Genomic DNA, 26,775 nt, shown 5'->3' on the forward strand with positions numbered 1-26,775 from the left:
GTGACGGGTATGTCAGCCACGCGCTACACCTACCTGGGTCCCGAGGGCACCTTCACCGAGGCCGCACTGCGCACGCTGCCCGAGGCAGCCACCCGCGAGCTCGTCCCGATGGTGTCCGTGCCCGCCGCGCTCGACGCGGTGCGCAACGGGGAAGCCGCCGCCGCCCTCGTACCCATCGAGAACTCCGTGGAGGGCGGTGTCACCGCCACCCTCGACGAACTGGCGTCGGGCGAGCCGCTGATGATCTATCGCGAGGTGCTGCTGCCGATCGCCTTCGCGCTGCTGGTGCGTCCGGGGACCCAACTGTCCGCGATCAAGACGGTGACCGGGCATCCGGTCGCCCAGCCCCAGGTGCGCCAGTGGCTGCGTGCGCATCTGCCGGACGCGGTCTGGGAGTCCGCCGCGTCGAACGCGGACGGCGCCCGGCTGGTGCAGGAGGGACGGTTCGACGCTGCGTTCGCCGGTGAGTTCGCCGCGAAGACGTACGGCCTTGAACCGCTGGTGACGGACATCCATGACGCGGAGAACGCCGAGACGCGCTTCGTGCTGGTGGGACGCCCCGCCAGGCCGGCCGCGCCGACGGGTGCGGACAAGACGTCCGTGGTCATCTGGTTGGGCGACGACCGCCCAGGTGCGCTGCTGGAACTGCTCCAGGAATTCGCCGTGCGCGGGGTCAACCTGATGTTGATCCAGTCCAGGCCGACGGGCGCCGGCATCGGGAACTACTGCTTCGCGGTGGACGCCGAGGGCCATATCTCCGACCGGAGGGTGGGCGAGGCCCTGATGGGTCTCAAGCGCATCTGTCCGAAGGTGCGGTTCCTCGGCTCGTACCCGCGGGCGGGGGTCTCGCCCGCTCAGGTGCAGGAGCCCCGGGCCGGGACCTCTGACGGCGACTTCACGGCGGCGTCGGACTGGCTGGCCCGCTGTCAGGACGGACGGTCCTGACCGACCTCTCCCCTTCTTCTCCGTCGGTGTTGCGTTGTTCTTCCCGTCGGTGCTCTCGTCGGTGCTCCCGTTGGTGTTCCCTGTCTGCGATCGGCGACGGGGTGGTTCCGTCGTGCCGGCGTACGGGGGGCGGGGTACGGGACCGGGGTCGAGCATGGGCGGTGGCTCGGGATCGGTTCCCGCGCCACTCGGGTGGACGGGCCGGATCGGCTGGTATCGGCAGGGTCGGCAGGGGACGGAGTCAAAACCGGCTCAGAGCCCGCTCAGATCTGGGACGAAACCGGCTCGGACCGGCACAGGACCGGCTCGGAACCCGCCGTCGAGGACAGTCCTACCTGCCGATTTTCATCATCCACAGGGTTATCCACAGGCATCGTTCTCGACCTGGGGACAAGTCGACAACTCACTCCCGCTCGGTCGATAAATCGGTCCGATCGCTCCACCGTTGCCGCCCCAACCCCGGGGAACACCGCGCGCACCACATCACCCAGACGTCACCTTGATTCCATTGATCAACTCTAAATGGGGAGCAATTAACCCCTAAATGCGCGCATGAGGCGGGTTTGAGAGGCGACTCCCACGGCTTCGACGGTCGTCGTGGAAAGAACTGAACGACCATCCACAGAAAACACGCACAGCCTGTGGATAACTTTCCGGAAGTGCACATACCTGTGGACAACCGAACGTCAAGTCGCACACCACAGAAGGGATATGAGTCAATGCCAGCCGGGTCAGGTAGCTCGTTCCAGCGAATGGGATGCGCTTGTGTGACGCGTTGCCTATTTTTCTCCACTAAAGGTAGCAATTACCCCAAAAAGTACCCAATAGCGACAAAAGGTCGGCCGGTGCCGTAATCCAGTGGCCGAGCGGCGACGCCGCACCGGTAGCCTGGTGGGGTGATTGACCTTCGCCTGCTCCGTGAGGACCCCGACCGTGTTCGCGCCTCCCAGCGCGCCCGTGGAGAGGACGTCGCCCTCGTCGACGCCCTGCTCTCCGCCGATGAGCGACGCAGGTCCTCCGGGGTCCGCTTCGACGAGCTGCGCTCCGAGCAGAAGTCCCTCGGCAAGCTCATCCCCAAGGCGACCCCCGAAGAGCGGGCAGAGCTGCTGAAGCGGGCCGAACAGCTGAAGGCCGACGTCAAAGCTGCGGACGCCGTACAGGGCGAGGCGGACGAAGAGGCCCGCCGCCTCCTCCTCCAGCTCGGCAACATCGTCCACGAGGGCGTGCCCGTGGGCGGCGAAGAGGACTTCGTCGTCCTGGAGACCCACGGCACGGTCCGCGACTTCGCTGCCGAGGGCTTCGAGGCCAGGGACCACCTGGAGCTCGGCGAGGCGCTGGGCGCCATCGACGTCGAGCGCGGCGCAAAGGTCTCCGGCTCGCGCTTCTACTACCTGACCGGCGTCGGCGCACTGCTGGAGCTGGCCCTGGTCAACGCCTCGATCGCCCAGGCCACCGAGGCCGGATTCATCCCGATGCTGACCCCGACCCTGGTCCGCCCACGGGCCATGGAGGGCACCGGCTTCCTGGGGCAGGCCGCGGAGAACGTCTACCACCTGGAGAAGGACGACTACTACCTGGTGGGCACGTCCGAGGTGCCGCTCGCCGCGTACCACATGGACGAGATCCTGGAAGCAGACAAGCTCCCCCTGCGGTACGCGGGCTTCTCGCCCTGCTACCGCCGAGAGGCCGGGACGTACGGCAAGGACACCCGCGGCATCTTCCGGGTGCACCAGTTCGACAAGGTCGAGATGTTCTCCTACGTCACGCCCGACGAGGCAGCGGCCGAGCACCAGCGGCTGCTGGAGTGGGAGAAGCAGTGGCTGACCGCTCTTGAGCTCCCCTTCCGGGTGATCGACGTGGCCACCGGCGATCTGGGCGCCTCCGCCGCCCGCAAGTACGACTGCGAGGCGTGGATCCCCACCCAGGGCAAGTACCGCGAGCTGACCTCCGCATCGAACTGCGACAGCTTCCAGGCCCGCCGGCTCTCCATCCGGATGCGCGACGGCAAGAAGGTCCAGCCCCTGTCGACGCTGAACGGCACCCTGTGCGCCGTACCGCGCACGATCGTGGCCATCCTGGAGAACCACCAGCTGGCCGACGGTTCGGTCCGAGTGCCGCCCGTGCTGCGGCCGTACCTCGGTGGCCGGGAGATCCTGGAGCCGATCACCAAGTGAGCCCCGCTGCCCCATTCCCGTACCGCCTGATCGCCACCGATCTCGACGGCACCCTGCTCCGCGGCGACGAGACCATATCGGGACGGACTCGGGACGCGCTCGCCGCGGCCACCGCGGCGGGCGCCGCGCACATCGTCGTCACCGGGCGTTCCGTGCCCTGGACCCGGCACATCCTGGACGATCTGGGGTACGAGGGGCTGGCCGTCTGTGGTCAGGGCGCCCAGCTCTACCACGCGGGGGAGCACCGGTTGCTGACCTCCCTCACCCTGGACCGGCGGATCGCCGAGATCGCCCTGGCGAAGCTCGAAGGGGCGATCGGGCCCTTGGCACTGGCCGCGAGTCGGGATGGGCTGGCCGGGGAAGTGCTGGTCAGCGCCGGCTACGCCGTGCAGGAGGGGCCCCTTCCGGTGATCCCCCTGGGCTCCGTCGCCGAGCTGTGGACCGCACCTCTGAACAAGATCTACATACAGCATCCCGAGCTGGACGACGATGCGCTGGCCGCGATCGCGATGGAGACGATCGGCGGTCTGGTGAACGTGGTCATGGCGGGGCCGGGGATAGTGGAGATCCTTCCGCTCGGGCTCTCCAAGGCGAGCGGTCTTTCCATCGCCGCCCGTCGGCTGGGGCTGCGCGCCGCCGACACCATCGCCTTCGGTGACATGCCCAACGACATCCCCATGTTCGGTTGGGCGGCCCACGGGGTGGCCATGGCGAACGCACACGACACCCTCAAAGCCGTCGCCGACGACGTCACGACCTCCAACGAGGACGACGGCATCGCGGAGACACTGGAGAAGCTGCTCGTCGGCTGACCGCCGCCGATGAGCCACCCGGGCCAACCCTTCGGTGATCGTGCGGGCACGCAAGGGGAGAGCCGTCGATCGTCCTTCGGGGTTCTGCGGAGGATGCGCGAATCGAACGCGCGCGGGGATTCCCCGACCACGGCTTAGCAAGCCGGTGCCTTACCACTCGGCCAATCCTCCGGGAGGGGGCGGTCCGCGCTTTCGCGCGCTCGAAGCGACCGCCCCCTGGGCAGTTGCTCGCGAGCGGCTCCGCGGAGCCTTGCCGGCTACTCCGCTGCCTGCCCCGCGTCGCTGCCCTGTGGGGAGCTCGACGGACTCGGACTGATGTACCCCGACATCGTCGCGCTCCTCTCCCGGTAGGTGACATCGGTCGTACGTGTGTACGTCCGATGTAACTACTCTGCCTTTGCCCGCGGTTCGGCGCCACCGAGTTTTCTTTCCCTGCGCCGGGCCTGCCGGGGCATGGTGTCAGGCCGTCGAGGGGGCTCCCCGGCTGGGTACGACGGTGAAGTTGAACAGGTGCGAGTCGAGCGCCGTGGCGACGGACATAAAGAGGAGCGCCAGGTGCTCCTGCCCGCGGGAGCTCTCGATGCCCCCCAGGTCCAGCTGGGTGGCGTCCGGCCAGCCAAGGTCTTTGAGCAGGGCGGAGACCTGCGCCTTCGCATCCGCGTCCTCGCCGGAGAGGAAGACCGTGCTGGGTCCGGCGAGCTTCTCGGGCGCGATCATGACCGTCGAATCCATGGTGCAGAGGGTCTTGACGACCCTGACATCGGGGAACGCCTCCTGGATCTGTTCACCGATGCTGGAGTTGGGGTGGGCGAGCTCCCAACTCTCCGTGAGCCCCACGGCGATGTCGAGCAGCACCTTGCCCGCGAGCTGCGGCGCGAAGGGGGTGAGGAGGGCTATGGACTCGGTGCCGGGGGTCGCGTTGACGACCACCTCACCGTGATCGACGGCGTCGGCGAGCGACACCACGGGCAGGGAGCCGGGCGGTTTGGTGCGGGGATCGCGTGAGCCGAGCACGACGTCATGGCCCGCAGCCGCTGCCCCAGCGGCTACGGCCCGAGCGACATTGCCGGTACCGAGGAATCCGATTCTGGTCATGCGGATGACGCTAGGGGCGGGGGCGGAGTGTCGGATCGGGCGGGAGGACCAGACTGCCGGGGCGAAAGGTTCTAGGGCTGTGGGTCCATGCAGATCGCCGGCTGACTGTCCGGGACATGGCCCGGGCAGCCCGACGGACCAGGGGTGGGCCGGGGCGTTGGCCGCCGTCCACCTTGCTGAGCAGCGATGATCTACCCCATCGTGATGTGCCGTCGAGGAGTTGGGTGCCCCTGACATACATCTCGAACGACGGGCTCCAGGGCCAACGCCGCCTCGACGACCGTCCCTTCGGGCACTCACCCCCCGTACCCACCGCCGCTCCCGGACATGGATCAGCCCCCGTTCATCGGGTGTACCGAACGGGGGCCGATCCAGTGTCGAAGTGCCGCGGTCACCGCCGCGGCCGGCGCTCACTCCTCGCCGGCGAGCTTCAACACTCGAAGCTTCTGGCCCGCGTACCAGGTGGCCACCACCGTGACCCCGGCCAGCAGCGAGGCCGCCAGCGGCAGTCCCACGTCCGAGCCGATCAGTCCATCGCCCGCGATCCGCTCGGCGAGCGACAGTGCCCACTGCTGCACGCTCAGGGTGCGCGCCCCGGGCACCAGGCTGCCGAACAGGGCCTCCCAGACCAGGGCGTAGATCAGTCCGATGACGACCGCGTGCCTGCTCACCGTGCCGAGCAGCAGGAACAGCGCGCTGTAGGCGATGGAGGCGACCAGTGCCGCCACGGTGTAGGCGATCGCGACCTGCTGGCCGTTGCCGTTCAGGATGAAGCCGGCGATCAGGGTCGGTATGGCGGAGAAGGCCATCGTCACGGCGATCGCCACGATCAACTTGGTGAAGATGATCGTGGAGCGCTTCACCGGCTTGGCGAGGAGGTAGACGATCGATCCGTCGTCGATCTCGGGGCCGATCGATCCGGTTCCCGCGATGACACCGATCAGCGGCACCATCGCGGCGAGGGCGAACCCGCCCAGGAGGTCGGCGGCGATCTGGTCGTCCACACCGTTGAACATGCGGACGGCGATGGCGATGAACAGCAGAAGTGCGGGCAGGATGAAGAGGATCGCAGCCCGGCGCCTGCCGAGGACGGCCCGATAGGTGAGCCGGGCGACTGTGGGGTTGTACATGACGTCACAGCTCCTTTCAGGCCGCTACGAGGTACGAGAAGACCGATTCAAGGGATTCGTCCGACGGTGAGACGGTGAGCAGCCGGATGGAGTGCTCACGGGCCACCTGCGGCAGGAGTTGGGTGAACCGGCCGAAGTCGACGGCCTGGATGCGCAGCGCGCCTTCGACGAGGTCCACCTCGATTCCGGCCGTGGAGGGGTCGGCGATCAGTGCGGCGGCGAGCGCACGGTCGTCGCTTGAGCGCACGAGATAGCGGTGGGGGCGGTCCGTCATCAGTCGACGGATCTTGCGGAAGTCGCCGGAAGCGGCGTGTCGACCGGCGACGATCACCTCGATGTGCGAAGCGAGTTGCTCGACCTCCTCCAGGATGTGCGAGGAGAACAGCACCGTCCGTCCCGTGGCCCCCATGTGGCGCAGCAGATCCATCAACTGCATCCGCTGACGGGGGTCCATACCGTTGAAGGGCTCGTCCAACAGCAGCACGGCAGGGTCGTGGACCAACGCGGACGCCATCTTGACCCGCTGCCTCATGCCCTTGCTGTACGTGGCGATCTTGCGGTCCTGCGCGTACTCCATCTCCACGGTGGCGAGGGCCTGCTGGGCCGCCCGTTCGTCGAGTCCATGCAACTCGGCGTTGGCGACGACGAATTCCCGGCCGGTGAGGAAGTCGTACATGCCCTCCCGCTCGGGTACGACCCCGATCTGCCGGTAGACCGACTCGTTCCGCCAGATCGGCTGGCCGTCAAGCGTGACCTGCCCGGTCGAGGGAGCGAGGAAGCCACCCATCATGTTGATCAAGGTGGACTTGCCGGCGCCGTTGGGGCCGAGGAGACCGGTGACACCCGGGCCGATGGTCATCGTGACGTCATTGACGGCCACGACGTTTCCGAACCACCGCGAGGTGTGCTCGATGTTGATGGTGGTCACAGCCCGACCTTCCGGTAGCGGCGCATCAGCACGGCGTACGAACCGACGATGAGCGCGGAGATGACCAGCAGATAGACCACGCCCACGCCGGCGCCGGGACCGGCCCCGCCGGGGAAGGTGGAGGTGGCGCCGAGGAACGCCGTCTGGAGGCCGTCGATGAGCGAGGCGGGCGAGAACAGTCCGAACCACTGGATGACGCCCTCCGAGTCGGAGGCGCGGGCGATCTCCTGCACGGTGGACACGGCGCCGTAGCTGATGGTGAGCGTGGCGATGACGGCGGCGACGCCGAAGCCGCGGCGCGGGGTGAGCGCGGCGAGCACCAGACCGATCCCGCCGAAGAGCACGGAGAGGATCGCGATAGAGACCATGCCCTGGCCGAACCCCTTCGACTGGTCGGAGAAGTCCATCTTGGCGAGCAGGGAACCCAGGTAGAGGACCACCAGGGGAGCGGCGGTGAGGATGAACAGCGCCGAGGCCATCGCCGCGTACTTGGCGAGCACATAGTCGGAGCGTTCGATGGGGCGTGAGAGGTACAACGACATCGTCTTGAACCGCAGGTCGCGGGAGACGGACTGCGGTGCCTGCGAGGCGATGTACAGCCCGATGATGGGCTGGGTCATGATCGCGTAGTCGGTGTAGTCCACGGGGAGCTTGCCGGCGTTGGTCGCGACGGCGACCGCGACGATGATCGCCGCGGGCAGAACCATCACGCCGAAGAGGATCATCGGCAGCACCTTGGACTTGGCCGAACGGCCGAGTCCATAGGCACCGCGCAGGGACTGCGAGTACAGCGAACGGCGACCGTAGTCGCGGCCGAGGCGCTGCCCTTCGTAGTTCCGGTATCCGATGTTGTGGATGCGCGTGGCCGCGGGGGCCTGTGTCTTCTGGGTGTTCATCCGGCTTGCACCTCCATGGCCTGCCCGGTGCCGTTCGTGGCGGTCTGCTTGCCGCTCGGACGGAAGACCTCGGCGATGTGGTGGCGCCGCTGTTCCATGCGGACGAGTCCGAGCCCGAGGTCCGCGACGGTGTCGCGCACGATGTCGTAGGTCTCTTCACCGGTCGACTCGACGAGCAGGATGTGTCCGGCTCCGGGGAGCCCGTCCTCGACCCCCTGGTGGAGGGTGAGTCCTGCGTCGGTGAGTCGTTTCCGCAGGGCGGTGGTGCCGTCGGGGTGCTCGTCCGTGTCGGTGACCTCGACCGCGAGGGTGGCCGTGCTCTGCGTGAAGTCGCTGGTGGAGCTGGACCGCAGCAGGGTGCCACCGTCGATGACGACCACGTGGTCGCAGGTGCGCTCAAGCTCGCCCAGCAGATGTGAGGTGACCAGGACCGAAATGCCGAAGTCGGCGTAGATGCGGCGGATCAGGCCGAGCATCTCGTCCCGGCCGACCGGGTCGAGGCCGTTGGTCGGCTCGTCCAGGAAGACCAGTTTGGGGTCGTGGACCAGAGCCTGGGCCAGTTTGACCCGCTGCTTCATGCCCGTGGAGTAGCCGCCGATGGGGCGGTACCGCTCCTCGTAGAGGCCCACGTGTCGCAGGGTGTCCGCGGTCCGTTCCCGGGCCGCGGCGGGCGGCAGCCCGGATATGCGCGCCATGTGGACGACGAACTCGGTGGCCGACACATCGGGCGGCAGGCAGTCGTGCTCGGGCATGTAGCCCACCTGCTCGCGGATGGCGCCACCGCTGGTGGCGACGTCGAGCCCGAGCACCGAGGCCCGGCCTTCCGTGGCGGGCGACAGACCCAGCAGGATCTTGATCAATGTGGACTTGCCAGCTCCGTTGGAACCCACCAAACCGGTCACACCCGGTCCGATGTCCAAAGAGAGCCGGTCAAGAGCGGTCACCCTGGGGAACCGCATGCTCAGGCTTTCGGTCGCGATCACAGTCACGAGTTCGACGGTAGTGGCGCGCCGCACATCGAGCGTCAACCCTGGCGGCTGGATCGATGTCCGACTCCAGGGTGACGGGCCCGTAAGGGGTCCATACGAAAGAGGACAACCAGCCGGCTCGACGTCGACCTTCTGGACCTACCTCCGGACCTACCTCCGGACCTTCGTACGGCTCTGTGGGCTCCGGGAGGTGAATCGGGGTTTTCCACAGGCGGGGACGGGACCCTTGACGCAGCCTTCAGGCATTGTCACATTCATCAGTGTCACGTTACGGCTGCGTACCGCGATCGATAGGTGAGCGCGATGTCGGTGCCGATATCTGTCGGTGTCTGTCGGTGTCTGTCGATGCCGATGCTTGTCGGTGGGTGAACGGTCGGGGCAGGCAGGAGGTTCCGTCGGCCCCGTCGCCGTCCTCGGGGAAGAGGGACCGCCCTGGTACTTCAGCACATGGTCGGCCCTCCACCGGAGGGACGGGGACGGACGGACACCGAAGTGCAGGAATGGGAGCAGACGTGAGTCTCGAAGAAGCACGGGAGCGCCGGGTCCGCACCGGGGGGATCGACCTGTGCGTGGTCGAGTTGGGCGACCCCGAGCGTCCGACGGTGGTGCTCGTCCACGGCTATCCGGACACCAAGGAGATGTGGGGCCCCGTCGCCCAGCGGCTGGCGGACCGCTTCCACGTGGTGTTGTACGACGTCCGGGGCCACGGCGCCTCCTCGGCGCCCAAGCCGCTGCGGGGCGGCTTCACCCTGGAGAAGCTGACGGACGACTTCCTCGCCGTGGCCGACGCCGTCAGCCCTGACCGGCCCGTGCACCTGGTCGGGCACGACTGGGGGTCGGTGCAGTCCTGGGAGTTCGCGACCGTACGCCGGACCGAGGGGCGCATCGCGTCCTTCACTTCGATCTCGGGGCCGTCCCTGGACCACTTGGCGCTCTGGTACAAGCGGCGGCTCACCAGGCCCACGCCCGGGCGGATCGGTCAACTCATCGATCAGAGCGCCCGGTCCTGGTACGTCTATCTCCTGCACACCCCCGTTCTCCCCGAACTCGCCTGGCGGGGTCCCCTGGGCAAGCGGTGGCCCTCGCTGATCCGGCGGGCCGAGCGGCTATCCGACGAGGACTATCCGGGCGCGTCGCTGCCCACCGATGCGGCGCACGGCACCTGGCTCTACCGGGACAACGTTCGTGCGCGCGGCAGGCGTCCGCGCACCGACGCCCACGCACACGTGCCCGTTCAGCTGATCACTCCGCTCCACGACCGCTTTCTCTCCGAGCGGCTCTATGACGACCTCGCCCAGTGGGTGCCGCAGTTGACCAGGCGGACTCTGCCGGCGAAGCACTGGGTTCCGCGCACCCGACCCGATCAAGTGGCCGCGTGGGTCGCCGATTTCGTACTGACCCATGAGAAGGCGGTCGACAGCACTGTCACGACTGGGCCGACTGGGCCGACTGATAAGGCTCAGAAGGCTGATCCGACTGGCACGGGCATCGGGGCGCCGCGGTCGAAGACCGGCTCTCGAAGTCCTCACGCCGAACGGTTCGGTGGCCAGTTGGTCCTGGTGACCGGCGCCGCCAGCGGCATCGGACGGGCCACGGCCCTTGCGTTCGCGCGGGCCGGAGCGCGGGTCGTGGCAGTGGATCGGGATGAACGGGGCGCGCTGGCCACGGCAGATGAAGCACGGCTGATCGGTGCTTCCGGCGCCTGGAGCGAGGTGGTGGACGTCAGCGATGCGGATGCCATGGAGAAGCTCGCCGAGAAGGTCGCCGGCGAACATGGCGTGGTGGACGTCCTGGTCAACAATGCGGGCATCGGCATGTCCGGACCATTCCTCCAGACCACGGCCCAGGAGTGGAAGGACGTGTTGGACGTCAACCTCTGGGGCGTCATCCATGGATGTCGGCTCTTCGGCCGGCAGATGGCGGACCGGGACCAGGGTGGCCATATCGTCAACATCGCTTCCGCGGCGGCCTATCTGCCTTCGAGGACGCTCCCCGCGTACAGCACGTCAAAGGCCGCGGTGCTGATGCTGAGCGAGTGCCTCAGGGCAGAACTGTCGACGCAGGGCATCGGGGTCTCGGCGATCTGCCCGGGCTTCGTGCACACGAACATCACGTCCACCGCTCGTTTCGTCGGGGTGGACGAGGCCGAGGAGAGCCGCCGCCGCCAGAAGTCGCACCGACTGTACGGGCTGCGGAACTATCCACCGGAGAAGGTGGCCGATGCCGTACTGCGGGCGACGCTGCGCAATGAGGCCGTGGTGCCGGTGACACCGGAGGCCCGGAGCGGACTGCTGTTGTCGCGGTTGGCACCCCGTGTGGTGCGGCGCTTCGCCCGGCTCGATCCGCCACTCTGACCGAGATCGGGGGCGCGGGGGCGCTCGTAGGCCCACCGACCCGGGCCCGTTCCTCGTCACCTCCCGTCTTGTCTTGTCTCATCTCGTCCGGTGTCCGTGCGGCGCATCGCACGGACACCGAGATCGGCCAGTGATCAGCTCGGCAGGTCGACGATCGCCGAACGGCTGCCCCGGTACTGACGGGAAGGAAGCGCCCGGCGCTATGTCTGCATCCGAACACCAGCGAAGGAAGGAGCCTCTCGATGGAACCACCACGGTCGGCGCAGTCACCGAGCCGAGTGGACCAACGCGCCCCGCAGGAAGCCGAGTACCGGATCGAGGACCTGGCCCACCACAGCGGTGCCACGGTGAGGACGATCCGCGCCTATCAGGACCGCGGACTGTTGCCGAAGCCCGAGCGGCGCGGGCGGTCCAATGTCTACGGCTCTGCGCACCTGACCAGGCTGAGTCAGATCGCGGATCTACTGGAGCGCGGCTACACCCTCGCCTCGATCAAGGAACTGCTCGAAGCGTGGGACGCCGGGCGAGGGCTCGGCGGTCTGTTGGGGCTCGTCGCCGAGGTGCAGGGGCCCTGGTCGGACGAGGAAGCCGGGCGCATCACCCGAGAGGAACTCGTCGAGAGGTTCGGTGGCGCAGCGGACACCACGACGATCGCGGAGGCTGTCGCGTTGGGAGTCCTGGAGCTCGTACCGGACAGGGAAGGGGAGTTCGTGGTGCCGAGCCCCCAGGAACTCTCGGTCGCGGTGGAGTTGCACTCTGCCGGAGTCCCCATGGCGGCAATATCTGAGCAGCTGAGGGAACTTCGCATTCAGGTGGAGAACATGGCCGCGCGCTTCCTTGAGTTCACCACCGAGCATGTCTTCGCCCGCTATCTGGGCGGTCGTCCACCCACGGATGCGGATGCGGTCGAGGCAGCCGAACTGGTACGGCGACTACGCCCGCTGGCCCAGCAGACCGTTGATGCCGAACTGGCCCGCGCCATGCGCACTTTGTCCGCCCGCCACCTTCGGCATCATCTGACCTCGGACGCTGCCCTCCCCATGAGCAGGAAGACCCGTCCGGTGGCCCTTCCCGCGCGCACAATTCAGGCCGTGCAGAGGCTTGTCGGCGAGGAGGCGACGTCGGAATTCATCACCGTGGCCACGGAACGGGAGCTTTCCACAAGGACATTGGATGCTCTGGCTGCAAGGGAGCATCCAGCTAGGGATTTTGGCCAAAGCGACTGATACACAGGGAAGTTGTCCACAGGATTCTCAATTGACCTGTGGATAAATCAAGTTGACTGTGGATCAAACCTCGGTACGGGAGAAAATTTCCGTGGCGATGACCAGGAGAGGAGAGGCACGCTGTGCTCATGAGTAGAGCTTCACAACCCCCGCCGCCCACAGCGGAAGCCCTTCCGAAGACCCCTGACGAGCGGCGTACGGTAAAAGTATCGAAGTACCTTTCCCGGCATCTGCGCCACAGTCCTGAACGCATCGGCATCACGCTCGACGCCGGGGGCTGGGTGCCGATCGACGTGCTGATGCGGGCGGCGGCGGAGCATGGTTTCCCGCTGACCCGATCCGAGTTGGACCATGTCGTCGCCGTCAATGACAAGCGCCGCTTCACCATCGACGGCCCCCGTATCCGCGCCAACCAGGGACACACCGTCAAGGTGGACCTGGGACTGCCGCCGGCCGAACCACCGGCGTACCTCTACCACGGCACCGTCGCCGCTCATCTGGCAGCGATTCGAGGGGAAGGGCTACGGCCCATGAACCGTCACCATGTCCATCTGTCGCCCGACCGGGAGACCGCCACCCGTGTCGGCGCCAGAAGGGGGCGGCCGGTGGTGCTCTCCGTGGACTCCGGGGCCATGCACCGGGCCGGCCATGTCTTCTTCGTCAGCGCCAACGGGGTGTGGCTCACCGACACGGTCCCACCGGATTACCTACGGTTTCCCGGCTGATAGCGACTACCCGTGTCTGCCCTCTCACCCGCCGGCGCTCACCACCTTCGCTACCCTCGCCGCTCTCGGCGCTCTCAGGAGCCGAGTGGTGCCGATCGGTCTTGCCGCTCCTGCTCACCGGATCGAGCGGGGAAGTCATCGCCCTGGCTGGGAATCCCCAGCTGACCCAGTGCTTCCGTGGCGATCCGCTCGAAGACCCCGCGGTCCGACGCGAAGTCCGAGTCCGGGATCGGGGCGTGGATCACGATCTCGGTGAAGCCCAGCTCACCGTGGGTCCCTGCGAAGTCCACGAATGCATCGACCGACTCCAGGGGTGCCCCCCGGTCCGGTGTGAAGCCCGTGAGCAGGACCTTCTCCAATTCCGCCGCGTCCCGTCCGATCTGGGCACATGCCTTGCCCAATCGATCGAGCTGCCCCTTCAACGCGACACGCGAGTCCTCGGGCGTCCCCGTCTCGAAGATGGCGGGGTCCCCCGTCGTCACCCATGCCTGGCCGTACCGGGCTGCGAGTCGCATCCCCCGTGGCCCGGTCGCGGCTACCGCGAACGGCAGTCGCGGGCGCTGCACACAGCCCGGAACGTTGCGGGCCTCCACCGCCGAGTAGAAGGCCCCCTCCTCGGTCAGGGACTCCTCGGTCAGCAGCCGGTGCAACAGCGGAAGGAACTCGTCGAACCGATCCGCCCGCTGCGTGGGGGTCCATGCCTCCTGGCCCAGCGCCGTGGCGTCGAAACCCTTGCCACCTGCTCCGATGCCCAAGGTGAAACGACCGTCGGAGATGTCGTCCAGGGACATCAGTTCCTTGGCGAGGGTCACGGGGTGGCGGAAGTTCGGCGAGGTGACCAGGGTGCCCAGGCGCATCCGGGAGGTGGCGGCGGCAGCCGCGGTGAGCGTCGGCAGCGCGCCGTACCAGGGGCCGTCACGGAAGGTGCGCCACGACAGATGGTCATAGGTGTACGCGGTGTGGAAACCGAGCTGCTCGGCCCACAGCCATTCGTCACGGCCACCGTCGTGCCAGGGACGGATCGGGAGAATCACGGTGCTCAGACGCATGCCTTGAGCGTACGGGGGAGCTCCGAAGGGGGGTACCCCACCTCGGAGCGGCTCGGGAGCCCTGGATCAACGCGTCGGATTCAGTCGCCTTCCCGCCCGCTTCCCGCCGCCATAGAGCGCCAGGCAGGTGTCACGTGCCCCTCATGCGCCCCTCTTCACTCACCTGACCACCCGTTTACCACCTTGACCCCCCGGTCAATCCCTCAAATGTGCGCCCTTCCGCACGCCCGTGCGAGTCGTACGGGAGAATGGAACGGTGACTTCAGCTACCGATGCCCGTCAGCTGCCCGCAGCCGTCCGGTTGATCGCCACCGATCTCGACGGCACCTTGTTGCGGGACGACAAGTCCGTCTCGGAGCGCACGATCGCCGCCCTCGCCGATGCGGAAGAGGCCGGGATCGAAGTCTTCTTCGTCACCGGCCGCCCCGCTCGTTGGATGGATGCCGTCAGCGAACACGTCCACGGTCACGGCCTGGCCATCTGCGCTAATGGGGCGGCCGTGGTCGATCTCCGCGCCGGCGGAAAGCTGCTCGACGTCCGCCCGCTGGAGCGGCCCACCGCCCTCGCCGTCGTCAACGCACTCCGCGCCGCCGCCCCCGGGGTGACCTTCGCCATCGAAACGACGACCGGCTTCCACCATGAACCGGACTATCCGCCCCCGTACTTCTACGACCCCGGAACCACGGTCGGCAGCGCCGAGGAACTGCTCTCCGAGGACGCCTCGGACCCCGCCAGCGCAGTGATCAAACTGCTCGTCCGCCATCGTGAACTGGAGCCGGACGCCTTCCTCACCCTGGCGCGTACGGTCGCCGGCGAAATGGCTTCCCTGACCCGCTCCAGCCCCTCGTCACTGCTGGAGGTCAGTGGCCCCGGTGTGAGCAAGGCCAGCACACTGGCCCTGTGCTGCGCCCAGCGCGGCATCTCCGCCGACGAAGTCGTCGCCTTCGGTGACATGCCCAATGACGTGGACATGCTGACCTGGGCGGGGACCTCCTACGCCATGGGCAACGCCCACCCCGATGTGATCGCAGCCGCCTCCGGGCGGACCGCCGCGAACAACGAGGACGGTGTGGCCATCGTCATCGAGCAGATCCTGCGCGATCTCCACGCGAGGCAGTAGCCCCCGTCCGGGAAGCACCCGGATCAGCCGCTCTCACCGGCCGCACCGGTGCCGACCTCCGGGGCCGCCACCTTCACCCCGCGTTCGCGCAGCCATGCGACGGGGTCGACGCCTGACCCCAGATGGGGCGTGAGCCTCGATTCGAAGTGGAGGTGAGGACCGGTCGAGTTCCCGGTCGTGCCCGCCAAACCGATCCACTGCCCCGCACCGACCCGCTCCCCGCCCTCGACGGTGATCGACGCAAGATGCGCGTACTGGGTGTAGTAGCCGTCAGCGTGCCGTACGACGATCTCGATGCCGAACGAGCCACCACAGGAGATCGACACCACCCGTCCCGCACCGACCGAGCGGACCGGCTCCCCGATGCCCACGGCGAAGTCCTGTCCGGTATGCCGGCTCGCCCACCGCTCCCCTGCGCTGGCGAAACCCGCGGACAGTTCATAGTGCTCGACGGGCGTCACCCAAGGCGCCTTCTTGCCCTTCAGGGCCACGGTGTCGTGCTGGTCGAGCCGTACCGCGCCCGGACAGGAACCGGCCAGGGCGCTGCGGTCCGCCTCCTCCTGGAGCGTCCGCTGCGCCTTCTCCAACGTCGTCTCGATGTGCCGCTTCGCCACGGCCAACTCCGCCCTACGACGTTCCAGATCGCGCCAGGCAGCCCGCGCCTCCCGTTCGTCGGCGGAGAGTCGCCGTTCGACCCGTCGGGCCTGCTCGATCAACCGCCCCACGTGCTCCTCGGCCTGCCGGGCGTAGCGGCGGGCGCGCAGGAGTTCCTCGGGGTCCCGGGCCATGAGCAGCCGCGACAGTTGGGCCAAGGGACCGCCCGTACGGTACTGAGCGCTGGCGACCGCTCCCATGGCGTCCTGAAGGGCGGTGAGCTCCTGCCTCTGGTGGCCGAGGCGGGCTTGGAGGGTGGTTGCCGTCGCCTCTTGTGCGTTCGCCGCGCGCCGCCCCCGTTCATAGGCGGTGGTAGCCCGGGCCGCCGCCTGATAGAGCCGTACCACCTCGGCGCCAGCGGGGATCTCCGGCCCTTCGGAGGCACTGGCGACCGAGGGCACCACCGTGAGCAGCAGCGCGCCCACCGCCACCGGACCGAGCGATGACCGACCCGGGAACCTCAAGCGTTTCCAGCTCATGCCGGGATCGTCACCCGGAGCGGGGGCGAATCCGGGGACCGTCCGTGTGTCGTACGGCCACCTGGACCAGAACGTGCCGGACGTCGGATGCCCCTCGTGCGCAGGAGCAGCGGCCTGCCCGCCTACCCGCCTACCTGCCTACCTGCCTACCTGCCTACCTGCCTACCTGAGGGTCACCGGTGGACATCACGACTGCCGCGGCGTACAGAGCGGACATTTCAGAGGGGTGCTTCCCAGCGCACGGTCGTCCCCTGTCCGTCCTCCCCGATGCCCGGCTCACAGATACTGGATCCGCCCAGGGACTCGGCCCGCCGGGCCAGATTGCGCAGCCCGCTGCGCCGACCGCCGTCCGGGATGCCCACCCCGTCGTCGGCGACGGTGAGCCGTACCCCGTCCGTTCCGTCGGGCAGTTTCACGGTGGCGTCGACGACGACGTCGATGCGGGACGCCTGCGCATGGCGGAAGGCGTTGGACAGTGCCTCGCGCAGCGCTGCGATCAGGTTCTTGCCGGTGAGTTCGCTGACGACGGTGTCCACGGGCCCGTGGAATCGGTGCCCCGGCTTGAATCCAAGGGGGACCGCCGCCATGTTGATCTCCCGCAGCACCCGCGTCCGCAGCCCGGAGGGAGCCTCGGCGGGGCCTTGCTGGAGAGCGAAAATGGCGGTGCGGATCTCCTGAATGGTGACGTCGAGTTCATCGACGGCCTTGCCGACCCCGTCCTGAACCGCGGGTACCAGCGAGCGGCGCTGTGCGCCTTCCAACATCATCCCCGTGGCGAACAACCGCTGGATCACCAGATCGTGCAGGTCACGGGCGATACGGTCACGGTCTTCATAGACGGCGAGGCGCTCTCGGTCCCGTTGCGCCTCCGCCATGATCAGGGCCAGCGCGGCCTGTGCTGCGAACTGGGTGGCCAGGGTCCGCTCGGCCTCGCTGAACTGGCGGGCACCACGAGCCCGGGGGGTGGCCAGAGCGCCGAGCACCCTGCCTCCGCTCTGCAACGGCAGCATCATGCTCGGTCCGTACCGGGCGGCGAGCCTGGTGATCACTCGGGGGTCGGTGGCGGCGTCCGTCATGAAGACCGCTTCGCCAGCCAGGAGTTTGGCGACGACAGGGCTCTCCGGTGGGGCGACGGCACCGAGCGAGGTCACCGGTTGGGCGGAGGAGACGGCGACGATCTCCAGCCCGCCCTCCGCGGCGGGCAGCATCACGATCCCTGCCGCCGCGTCCGCGAGTCGACGCGCCTGTTCGGCCACGACCGTGAGTGCGTCATCCGCGTCACCGCCCGAGAGCAGCGCGGTGGTCACCGCGACCGAACCGTCGATCCAGCGCTCGCGCTGACGGGCCGCCTCGTAGAGCCGGGCGTTGCCGATGGCGATCCCGGCTTCGGTGGCGAGCACCCGCACCATGTGGAGGTCGTAGTCGTTGAAATCGCCGCCGCCGTTCTTCTCTGTCAGATAGAGATTGCCGAAGATCTCGCCCTGCACCCGAATCGGCACTCCCAGGAAGGTCCGCATCGGGGGATGTCCGGGAGGGAAACCGGCGAACCGCGGATCGGAGGTCAGATCGGCGAGCTTGACGGGTGCCGGGTCGTGAATGAGCGCTCCGAGGAGTCCCCGGTGGCCGTCCGGACGGTGTCCGATGCGGTCGGCCACCTTGTCGCTCACCCCGTAGGTGACGAAGTCGGAGAGCCCCTTGCCCTCCTCGTCGACGACTCCGATGGCGGCGTAGCGGGCATCCGCGAGTTCCGCGGCGGTCTCGCAGATCCGGTCGAGTGTGGAGTGGAGTTCCAGACCGGTCCCCACGGAACGCATGGCTTCCAACAGCTGGGGGACACGGGCGGTCAACTCCGTGGAAAGACCCTGGAGGCTTCGCGTCGCCTGAGTGGCGGCTTCGAGCGGGTCGTGGGAGTCGTCCGGATCCACATTCATGCCTTTGAGACTAGTAATACCTAATTCATGAGGAAAGTCGGCTGTGCTGGGGGTGGCCTCCAGCACCCCGTTCATCGCGGCCCGTCGTGCGCAGCGTCTCCGTGGTGACGGTACGGGGATGCGCCTGGCGCGGACCTCCCCTTTCCCTCCATCGCGCTGCGACATTTTCCCTCCGCCGCGCTGCGATCCATCCGGTCCCGTCAGAGAGTCCGCCCGGCCCGCTAACCAGAGCACGGCCCTGCCCGGACCCGTTTCCAGGGTCCGGGCAGGGTCGCTTCCATCAGCCGCTGGCCGTGGCGAGCTGCGCCCCCAACCGATCCGCGGCCCGCTCCCGCTCCGACATCCGCAGCAGCGGCCCGTCCACCGAAAGCAGTTCGGCATGGGTCCCGCGCTGCACCACTCGCCCCTCCGCGAGGACGATGATCTCGTCGACCTCTTCCAACCCGCGCAGCCGATGGGTGATCAGTACGGTCGCCGATCCGCGCGCCGTCCGTCCCTCGGTGGCCGCCAACAGGTCCGCCGTCAGCGCGTCCGCGGTCGCCAGATCGAGGTGCTCGGCAGGCTCGTCGAGCACCAGCACCGGGAAGTCGGCCAGCAGCGCCCTCGCCAACGCCAGACGCTGGCGCTGGCCTCCGGAGAGCTGCGCCCCGTGCTCACCCACCAGGGTGCCGAGCCCCTGGGGCAGTCCGTCGACCCACTCCAGCAGTCGGGCCTGCGCCAGCGCCCGCCGCAGTTCATCGTCGTCGGCGTCCGTACGGGCGAGCCGAAGGTTCTCGCGTACCGAGCTGTCGAAGACATGGGCGTCCTGCGCACACAGCCCCACCAGCCGTCGGACGTCATCTCCTTCGATCGTCCCGGCATCGACACCGCCGAGGGTGTACGTCCCCTCCTCGGCGTCAAGGAACCGGAGCAGTAGCTGAGCGAGCGTGGTCTTGCCCGACCCCGACGGTCCGACGACGGCGACCCGCTTGCCCGGTGTGAGGGTCAGGTCGAGACCGTCGATCGCCGGGTGGTCCCCGTCCGCGTACCGTGCCCTCAGCCCACGCACTTCGAGAGGGAAGGCGGTCGTCGGCGCGGTCACGGGTGAGGACGGTTCCACTACGGGTACGGGGGCGTCCAGCACCTCGTACACCCGCTCCGCACTGCGCTTGACACGCTGTCGGTACTGCACGGCGAGCGGCAGTCCGGTCACCGCTTCGAACGCGGCGAGCGGGGTGAGGACGACGACCGCCAGGGCCACTCCGCTCAGCGTGCCGTCCCCGACCGCCCGTACACCGGCCATCGCGGCCACGACGACGGTCAATCCGCAGGCGAGCGCGGAGAGCCCACCGCCGACGGCAGTGGCGGCTGCGCCGCGCGAAGCGATCCGAGTGAGCTTCCCGTCGATCTCCCTGACCGCGGCGAGCCTGGTGTCCACCGCACCGGCAACGGTCAGTTCGGCCGTGCCGCGCAGGAGATCGACCACCCGGGTGGCGAGCGCACCGCGCACCGGGGCGAGTTGCCGTTCCGCCCGCCGTGCGATCAGTCCGCTGAGCAGTGGCACCGCGAGGCCGGCGAACAGAAGGCCCACGGCCAGGGCCACACCCGCTTCCGGCACCAACCATGCGGTGAAGCCCACCGACCCGACACAGACGAGGACCGCGGAACCGGCGGGCAGCAGCCAGCGGAGCCAGTAGTCCTGGAGGGCGTCCACATCCGTGACCAGACGGGACAGGAGATCGCCGCGACGGCTGCGCCGCAGTCCGGCCGGTGCGATCGCCTCCAGCCTTCGATAGACCGAGATCCGCAGCTCGGCGAGCATGCGCAGGACGGCGTCGTGCGAGATGAGCCGCTCGGCGTACCGGAAGACCGCCCGACCGATACCGAAGGCGCGGGTCGCCGTCACCGCCATCATCAGATAGAGCACGGGAGGCTGTTCGGACGCCCGCGAGATGAGCCATCCGGAGACAGCCATGAGCCCCACCGCCGAGCCCAGGGCCAGACTGCCCAGCACCAGGGCGAGGCCGAAGCGCCCGCGCTGCCGTCCGGCAGCCTGCCGTACCCGGGTGAGGACGGAGACTCCGGGGCCAGAACTCTCGGCGAGCCGATATCCGTCGTCGGCCGCCGACGCTCCGAGTGCTTCCCAGTCCGTGACCCCGATCACGGTCCTGGTAGTGGTCGGCTGGGTGTCGCGGTCGTTCGTCACCGCCGGTCGACGGCACTCCACGGTGGGCTCTGCACTGCGCGTCAGGGTGACCACCCGGTCCGCCACGGCGAGCAGGGCCGGTCGGTGCACCACGAGGAGCACGGTCCGGCCGATCGACAGCCTCCTCACCGCATCGACAACAGCGGCTTCCGTCTCCCCGTCGAGCGCCGCGGTGGGCTCGTCGAGCAGCAGCAGGGGCCTGTCCGCGAGAAACGCCCTGGCCAGAGCGAGCCGCTGACGCTGACCGGCCGAAAGTCCGGCCCCGTCCTCGCCCAAGGCGGTCTCGATCCCCTGGGGCAGCGCGGTCACAAAACCATCCGCGCCCGCGTCCCTCAGGGCGTCCCGCACAGCACGGTCATCGGCGTCCGGACGGGCGAGCCTTACGTTCTCGGCGATCGTGCCCGCAAAGAAGTAGGGACTCTGCGGCACCCAAGCGATCTGCTCACGCCAACGGCAGAGGTCCAGGTCCTGGAGATCGGTTCCATCGATCCGTACGCGGCCCTCGGTCGGCTCCAGGAACCCGAGCACCACATCGAGCAGCGTGGACTTCCCGATGCCGCTCGGTCCCACGATGGCGACGGTCTCACCACTGTGGACATCGAGCGAGGTCGAATCCAGGGACGGTTCGCTGCGCCCGGGATGGCGTACGGTCACCGCCTCCAGTTCCAGCCGTGGTGCCAGACCCACGGAGGGCCGGGCACCGCCCGAAGCCATCGACGCTTGCCCTGCTGGGCTGCCCCCGATGGGTTCATCTGGTCCGAGCGCTGCCCGCAGGGTCTGGGCGGGCACCTTCCGTGAGTCGCTCTTCGCGGACCGCGCGGGGTCGGTTTCCAGGACCTCGAAGATCTCCTCGGCAGCCGAGAGCCCTTCGGCAGCCGCGTGGTACTGCGTTCCCACCATGCGGATCGGCAGATATGCCTCGGGGGCCAGGACCAGGATGACCAGTCCGGTGTAGAGGTCCATGTCGCCGTGGACCAACCGCATACCGATGGTGACGGCAACGAGGGCCACCGACAGGGTGGCGAGCAGTTCCAGGGCGAAGGAGGAGATGAACGCGATCCGCAGGGTTCGCACGGTGGCCCGGCGGTACTCGGAAGTAATGGTGCGGATGGACTCGGCCTGGGCCTTGGCCCGACCGAAGATCTTGAGGGTGGGCAGCCCGGCGACCACGTCGAGGAAGTGGCCCGATAGCCGGGACAGCAACCGCCACTGGCGATCCATCCGCGTCTGGGTCGCCATCCCGATCAGCACCATGAAGAGCGGGATCAGCGGCAGGGTCACCACGATGATGGCGGCGGAAACCCAGTCCTCGGTGACGATCCTCGCCAGTACCGCGAGGGGGACCACGACCGCGAGCCCCAACTGCGGGAGATAGCGGGAGAAGTAGTCATCCAGCGCATCAACCCCACGGGTGGCGAGGGCGGCCAGTGATCCCGTGCGTTGGCGGCTGAGCCAGCCCGGGCCGAGTTCCACGGCCCGGGCCAGCAGTCGACCTCGCAGCTCCGATTTCACGGCTGCACTGGCCCGGTGGGCAGCGAGTTCCGTCAACCAGGAGACAAGCGCCCGACCAACGGCGACCCCCGCCAGAAGTAGCAGCGGTGTCGTCAGATCGGAGACGGAAAGCCCCTGTTGGAAGGCTCCGACCACCACTTCGGCGATGAGCATCGCCTGGGCGACGACCAGCGCCGCCCCAACGAGTCCCAGCAGTACGACTGCGAGAAGGAAGAGCCGGGTGGCCCGGGCATATCGGAGCAGGCGCGGATCGATCGGTTTCACGTGAAACATCCCCCACTAGTGGGCATCGGCGATGTGCTGCGTACCGATGCGCTTGCGGAACACCCAGTACGTCCAGCCCTGGTAGAGCAGGACGACCGGGGTGGCGATACCCGCACACCAGGTCATGATCTTGAGGGTGTAGGGGGTCGAGGAAGCGTTGGTGACCGTCAGGCTCCAGGCGTCGTTCAGCGTGGAGGGCATGACGTTCGGGAACAGCGTCAGGAACAACATCGCCACCGCGGCGATGATCGTCACCCCCGAGAAGGCGAACGACCAGCCCTCGCGACCCCTTTGGTTCGCCGCGATGGCCGCTACCAGCGCCACCACCGCAATGACCATCGCCACCAGGCTCGTACCGTCGCCGTGGTTCAGCTGGGTCCAGATCAGAAACCCGAGTGCCAGTACGGCGGTGGCCAGACCCAGCTTCAGGGCGAGGGCGCGTGCCCTGGTCCTGATGTCCCCGACCGTCTTCAGTGCGACGAAGACCGCCCCGTGGAAGGTGAAGAGGGACAGGGTCACCAGCCCGCCGAGCAGCGAGTACGGGTTGAGCAGATCGAAGAAGTTGCCCACGTACTCCATCTCGGCGTCGATCTTGACGCCCCGCACGATGTTGCCGAAGGCGACGCCCCAGAGGAAGGCCGGGATCAGGGAGGTCCAGAAGATGGCGTTTTCCCAGTTGGTCTGCCAACGGTCCTCCGGCCGCTTGTGCCGGTACTCGAAGGACACTCCGCGCACGATCAGACAGACCAGGATGATCAACAGCGGTAGATAGAAGCCGGAGAAGAGGGTGGCGTACCAATCCGGGAAGGCAGCGAAGGTGGCACCACCCGCGGACAGCAGCCAGACCTCGTTGCCGTCCCAGACGGGGCCGATGGTGTTGATCAGCACCCGCCGCTCACGTCGATCGCGGGCCAGCAGTTTGGTGAGGACCCCGACCCCGAAATCGAACCCTTCGAGGAAGAAGTAGCCGATCCAAAGGACGGCGATCAGGACGAACCAGACGTCGTGGAGTTCCATGCCTCAGCAGCTCCTCAGGGCCTCAGTACGAGAAGGCCATCGGACGATCGGCGTCACGGTCATCGCCGCCGATCTTGGTGGGCGGGTTGAGGTCGGCCTCGGTCAGCTCGGGCGGCCCGAGCTTGATGTACTTGACCAACAACTTGACCTCGATGACGGCGAGGATCGCGTAGAGCAGGGTGAAGCCGATCATGGAGGTGAGGACCTCGCCCTGGGACACTCCGGGGGAGACCGCGTCCTTGGTCCGCAGGACTCCGTACACGACCCAGGGCTGACGCCCCATCTCGGTGAAGATCCAGCCCCAGGACGTGGCGATCAGCGGGAAGGTCATGGTCCAGAGCGCGATCTTCCAGTACCAGTTGCTGAATCGGGCACCCAGCGGCTTCTTGCGGAAGAGCACCAGATTCGGCACCTCCTCCTCACCAGTCCGCAGTGCTTCGGGAAGCAGGAACCGCTTGCGGGTGAGCCAGAGCCCCAGCAGTCCGACGGTGACGGACGCCATGCCGAAGCCGATCATCCAGCGGAATCCCCAGTACGCGATGGGGATGTTGGGCCGGTAGTCGCCGGGCCCGAACTTCTCCTGCTCCGCCTTGTTCACATCGTTGATACCGGGGACGAACGAGTCGAAGTCGCCGTTGGCGAGGAACGACAGCAACCCGGGGATCTCTATGGCGACCTTGTTGTGGCCTTCGTCCACATCGCCGTAGGCGAAGATCGAGAAGGGCGCGGGGGCCTCTCCCTCCCACAGGGCCTCGGCCGCCGCCATCTTCATCGGCTGCTGCCGGAACATGACCTTGCCGAGGACATCGCCGCTGATCGCGGTGAAGACACCGGCGATGATCAGGGTGACCAGTCCCAGGCGCAGCGAGGTCCGCATCACGGGGATGTGCTTCTTGCGTGCCAGGTGGTAGGCCGCGATGCCGACCATGAACGCACCGCCGACCACGAAGGCCGCCGTGATGGTGTGGAAGAACTGGGCGAGGGCGGTGTCCTGGCTGAGGACACGCCAGAAGTCGGTCAGTTCGGCCCGTCCGCGCTCCTCGTTGATGCGGTACCCGACCGGGTGCTGCATCCAGGAGTTGGCGGCCAGGATGAAGTACGCGGACAGGACGGTGCCGATGGAGACCATCCAGATGCAGGCCAGATGGATCCTCTTCGGGAGCTTGTCCCAACCGAAGATCCACAGCCCGATGAAGGTGGACTCGAAGAAGAACGCGATCAGCGCTTCGAAGGCGAGCGGGGCGCCGAAGATATCGCCGACGAAGCGGGAGTAGTCCGACCAGTTCATTCCGAACTGGAACTCCTGCACGATGCCGGTGACGACACCCATGGCGATGTTGATCAGGAAGAGTTTCCCCCAGAACTTCGTGGCCTTGAGGTACTTCTCGTTCTCCGTCCGCACCCAGGCGGTCTGGAGGCCCGCCGTGAGGGCGGCCAGGGAGATCGTCAGGGGAACGAAGAGAAAGTGGTAGACGGTGGTGATGCCGAACTGCCATCGCGCCAACGTCTCCGGCGCCAGAGCCAAGTCCACGTCGTCATCTCCTTACATCGACGAGGTCGTGCGGCAGTTTGCCCGATTAATCCCATCTATCGCGGGATGAACAGGACACGCTTGTGAACGCGTTCACATTCACAAGGATTATGACTCATACGAAAACCGCACCAATGCCCGGGGGTCCTCTTCCCGACAATCCGGCCGGGTCGCCATACGGACCCCCCAATGGAGCCCTTGGGGCGCCTGGGCCGAACGGCTCAGGAGGGGCCATACGCACCGACTGCGGGAGGGGCCGGTGGGGCCCAAGGTGTACCCGGGGCACGTGCGGAGCAGGGCACCCCGGCACATGAGTCCCACCTCGACCTGGCAAATCACCCGATAATGCCTCATGAAGGTGCCGTCGATGTCTCCAACCTCACAGCGCGGACCGTCGGGGCGGGCCACGACCGGAGGGTTCGCCAGGGCATTCCTGCGGGCGCTGCGGACGAAGAACTGCCCCGGACCGAGAACCGGTCCGGGGCAGCACGATCAAGGAGCGAGGGCGGAATCAACACCGGGGGCACACAAGGCCGAGCGCCTTCCCGACGTACTACCACCGGCCGCAGCGGGCCCTAAAGAGTCTTGCGGAACTCCTCGGCCGTCCGCAGCAGCAGGTCATTGGCCTCGCATTCGCCAATGGTGATGCGGGTGCCCTCCCCCGCGAACGGCCGCACGACCACTCCGGCCTTCTCGCACGCGGCGGCGAAGTCGAGCGTCCGATCCCCCAGTCGCAACCACACGAAGTTCGCCTGGGTCTCGGGAACGGTCCACCCCTGCCCCACCAGCCCCTCATGGACCCGAGCACGCTCCGAGACCAGCGAGCCGACCCGGCCGAGCAACTCGTCCTCGGCCCGCAGGGACGCCACGGCCGCGTCCTGCGCCAACTGGCTCACGCCGAACGGAACCGCCGTCTTCCGCAGCGCCGCGGCCACCGGCTCATGTGCGATGGCGAACCCCACGCGCAGCCCGGCCAGCCCGTACGCCTTGGAGAACGTCCGGAGCACCGCCACATTGGGGCGGTCTCGGTAGATCTCGATGCCGTCGGGCACATCGGCGTCGCGGATGAACTCCCGGTACGCCTCGTCCAGAACCACCAGCACATCGGACGGCACCCGGTCCAAGAACCGCTCCAGCTCCGCGCGGCGGACGACCGTACCGGTCGGATTGTTGGGGTTGCAGACGAAAATGAGCCTGGTCCGTTCGGTGACGGCAGCGGCCATCGCCTCCAGATCGTGCACATCGCCCGAGGTCAGCGGCACCTGCACCGACTTCGCACCGCTGATCTGGGTGATGATCGGATAAGCCTCGAAGGACCGCCAGGCGTACATGACCTCGTCGCCCGGGCCCGAGGTCGACTGCACCAGCGACTGGGCGACGCCCACCGACCCCGTACCGGTGGCCAGATGCTCCAGCGGCACGGCGAAACGGTCCGCCAACTCGTTCATCAGACCGGTACAGGCCATGTCGGGGTAGCGGTTGAAGCCCTGTGCCGCGGCGATCGCCGTCTCCATCACTCCCGGCAGCGGCGGATAGGGGTTCTCATTGGACGACAGCTTGTACGCGGCCGGGCCGCCGGCCGCGGCTGGCTTGCCGGGCTTGTAGGTGGGAATGCCGTCCAGCTCGGCGCGCAGCTTGGGACTCGTCTCGCTCACCGCAGGTCCTCCTCGACCGTCCGTCACCGCGGGCAACAGCCCTTCCGTCACCGCGGCGACCACACTCCGGAACCAGCATTTCGGATACTCCGGAACCAATGCTC

General features: G+C 67.8%; 19 protein-coding genes and 1 tRNA gene. 7 read left to right on the plus strand and 13 right to left on the minus strand.

The window, feature by feature from the left end; all coding sequences use genetic code 11:
* Positions 1-9: 9 nt before the first annotated feature.
* The 3 genes from pheA to OID54_RS18795 all read left to right on the plus strand — a co-directional run bounded on the left by pheA (position 10) and on the right by OID54_RS18795 (position 3,931).
* Positions 10-945 carry a prephenate dehydratase gene (pheA, locus tag OID54_RS18785; RefSeq protein WP_329021134.1) on the plus strand — a complete coding sequence of 312 codons (936 nt, stop codon included), beginning with the start codon at positions 10-12 and terminating at the stop codon, positions 943-945.
* An 896-nt stretch (positions 946-1,841) separates the two neighbouring features.
* Positions 1,842-3,119, plus strand: a complete 1,278-nt coding sequence (gene serS, locus OID54_RS18790) for a serine--tRNA ligase (RefSeq protein WP_329021137.1) — start codon at positions 1,842-1,844, stop codon at positions 3,117-3,119.
* Positions 3,116-3,931 (plus strand): HAD family hydrolase, encoded by an 816-nt coding sequence (locus OID54_RS18795; protein ID WP_329021140.1) that lies wholly within the window; start codon positions 3,116-3,118, stop codon positions 3,929-3,931. The genes serS and OID54_RS18795 overlap by 4 nt, the downstream gene beginning before the upstream one ends.
* Positions 3,932-4,018: 87 nt before the next feature.
* Here OID54_RS18795 and OID54_RS18800 read toward each other — a convergent pair.
* From OID54_RS18800 to OID54_RS18825, 6 genes are all read right to left on the minus strand, one after another.
* Positions 4,019-4,102 (minus strand) — tRNA-Ser (locus OID54_RS18800).
* Positions 4,103-4,390: 288 nt separating this feature from the next.
* The gene (locus tag OID54_RS18805) at positions 4,391-5,026 is read right to left on the minus strand and encodes an NADPH-dependent F420 reductase (protein WP_329021142.1); all 636 of its coding nucleotides are present in this window, start codon (positions 5,024-5,026) and stop codon (positions 4,391-4,393) included.
* A 410-nt stretch (positions 5,027-5,436) separates the two neighbouring features.
* Complete coding sequence (locus tag OID54_RS18810) at positions 5,437-6,156, minus strand: ABC transporter permease (protein ID WP_329021145.1); 720 nt, start codon at positions 6,154-6,156, stop codon at positions 5,437-5,439.
* 16 nt (positions 6,157-6,172) lie between these two features.
* The gene (locus OID54_RS18815) at positions 6,173-7,084 is read right to left on the minus strand and encodes an ABC transporter ATP-binding protein (protein ID WP_329021148.1); all 912 of its coding nucleotides are present in this window, start codon (positions 7,082-7,084) and stop codon (positions 6,173-6,175) included.
* Positions 7,081-7,980, minus strand: a complete 900-nt coding sequence (locus OID54_RS18820) for an ABC transporter permease (protein WP_329021150.1) — start codon at positions 7,978-7,980, stop codon at positions 7,081-7,083. The genes OID54_RS18815 and OID54_RS18820 overlap by 4 nt, the downstream gene beginning before the upstream one ends.
* Complete coding sequence (locus tag OID54_RS18825; RefSeq protein WP_329027632.1) at positions 7,977-8,939, minus strand: ABC transporter ATP-binding protein; 963 nt, start codon at positions 8,937-8,939, stop codon at positions 7,977-7,979. Before OID54_RS18825 ends, OID54_RS18820 begins: the two co-directional genes overlap by 4 nt.
* Positions 8,940-9,469: 530 nt before the next feature.
* Here OID54_RS18825 and OID54_RS18830 point away from each other — a divergent pair.
* The 3 genes from OID54_RS18830 (at position 9,470) to OID54_RS18840 (ending at position 13,274) form a co-directional block, all read left to right on the plus strand.
* Complete coding sequence (locus tag OID54_RS18830) at positions 9,470-11,323, plus strand: SDR family oxidoreductase (RefSeq protein WP_329021152.1); 1,854 nt, start codon at positions 9,470-9,472, stop codon at positions 11,321-11,323.
* Between the two features lie 242 nt (positions 11,324-11,565).
* Positions 11,566-12,549 (plus strand): MerR family transcriptional regulator, encoded by a 984-nt coding sequence (locus OID54_RS18835; RefSeq protein WP_329021154.1) that lies wholly within the window; start codon positions 11,566-11,568, stop codon positions 12,547-12,549.
* Positions 12,550-12,677: 128 nt separating this feature from the next.
* Positions 12,678-13,274, plus strand: coding sequence for an RNA 2'-phosphotransferase (locus OID54_RS18840; protein ID WP_329021156.1), 597 nt, complete (start codon positions 12,678-12,680; stop codon positions 13,272-13,274).
* 74 nt (positions 13,275-13,348) lie between these two features.
* On the opposite strand, the gene OID54_RS18845 is transcribed toward OID54_RS18840, so the two are convergent.
* The gene (locus tag OID54_RS18845; RefSeq protein WP_329021158.1) at positions 13,349-14,323 is read right to left on the minus strand and encodes an LLM class flavin-dependent oxidoreductase; all 975 of its coding nucleotides are present in this window, start codon (positions 14,321-14,323) and stop codon (positions 13,349-13,351) included.
* A gap of 256 nt (positions 14,324-14,579) precedes the next feature.
* Here OID54_RS18845 and OID54_RS18850 point away from each other — a divergent pair, with 256 nt between their 5' ends.
* The gene (locus OID54_RS18850; RefSeq protein ID WP_329021159.1) at positions 14,580-15,443 is read left to right on the plus strand and encodes a Cof-type HAD-IIB family hydrolase; all 864 of its coding nucleotides are present in this window, start codon (positions 14,580-14,582) and stop codon (positions 15,441-15,443) included.
* Between the two features lie 23 nt (positions 15,444-15,466).
* Here OID54_RS18850 and OID54_RS18855 read toward each other — a convergent pair whose 3' ends face one another.
* The 6 genes from OID54_RS18855 to hisC all read right to left on the minus strand — a co-directional run bounded on the left by OID54_RS18855 (position 15,467) and on the right by hisC (position 26,671).
* Entirely contained in the window at positions 15,467-16,576 is a 1,110-nt protein-coding gene (locus OID54_RS18855; RefSeq protein ID WP_329021161.1) for a M23 family metallopeptidase, read from the minus strand.
* Between the two features lie 218 nt (positions 16,577-16,794).
* Positions 16,795-18,507 (minus strand): GAF domain-containing sensor histidine kinase, encoded by a 1,713-nt coding sequence (locus OID54_RS18860; RefSeq protein WP_329021163.1) that lies wholly within the window; start codon positions 18,505-18,507, stop codon positions 16,795-16,797.
* 280 nt (positions 18,508-18,787) lie between these two features.
* The gene (cydD, locus tag OID54_RS18865; RefSeq protein WP_329021167.1) at positions 18,788-22,477 is read right to left on the minus strand and encodes a thiol reductant ABC exporter subunit CydD; all 3,690 of its coding nucleotides are present in this window, start codon (positions 22,475-22,477) and stop codon (positions 18,788-18,790) included.
* Positions 22,478-22,483: 6 nt separating this feature from the next.
* On the minus strand, positions 22,484-23,485 hold the full coding sequence (cydB, locus tag OID54_RS18870) for a cytochrome d ubiquinol oxidase subunit II (RefSeq protein WP_329021169.1): 1,002 nt from the start codon (positions 23,483-23,485) through the stop codon (positions 22,484-22,486).
* Positions 23,486-23,507: 22 nt separating this feature from the next.
* Positions 23,508-25,016 carry a cytochrome ubiquinol oxidase subunit I gene (locus OID54_RS18875; RefSeq protein ID WP_329021171.1) on the minus strand — a complete coding sequence of 503 codons (1,509 nt, stop codon included), beginning with the start codon at positions 25,014-25,016 and terminating at the stop codon, positions 23,508-23,510.
* Between the two features lie 575 nt (positions 25,017-25,591).
* Complete coding sequence (gene hisC, locus OID54_RS18880; RefSeq protein ID WP_329021173.1) at positions 25,592-26,671, minus strand: histidinol-phosphate transaminase; 1,080 nt, start codon at positions 26,669-26,671, stop codon at positions 25,592-25,594.
* Between the last annotated feature and the right edge of the window lie 104 nt (positions 26,672-26,775).

This window comes from Streptomyces sp. NBC_00690 (genome assembly GCF_036226685.1).
Lineage (GTDB): Bacteria > Actinomycetota > Actinomycetes > Streptomycetales > Streptomycetaceae > Streptomyces.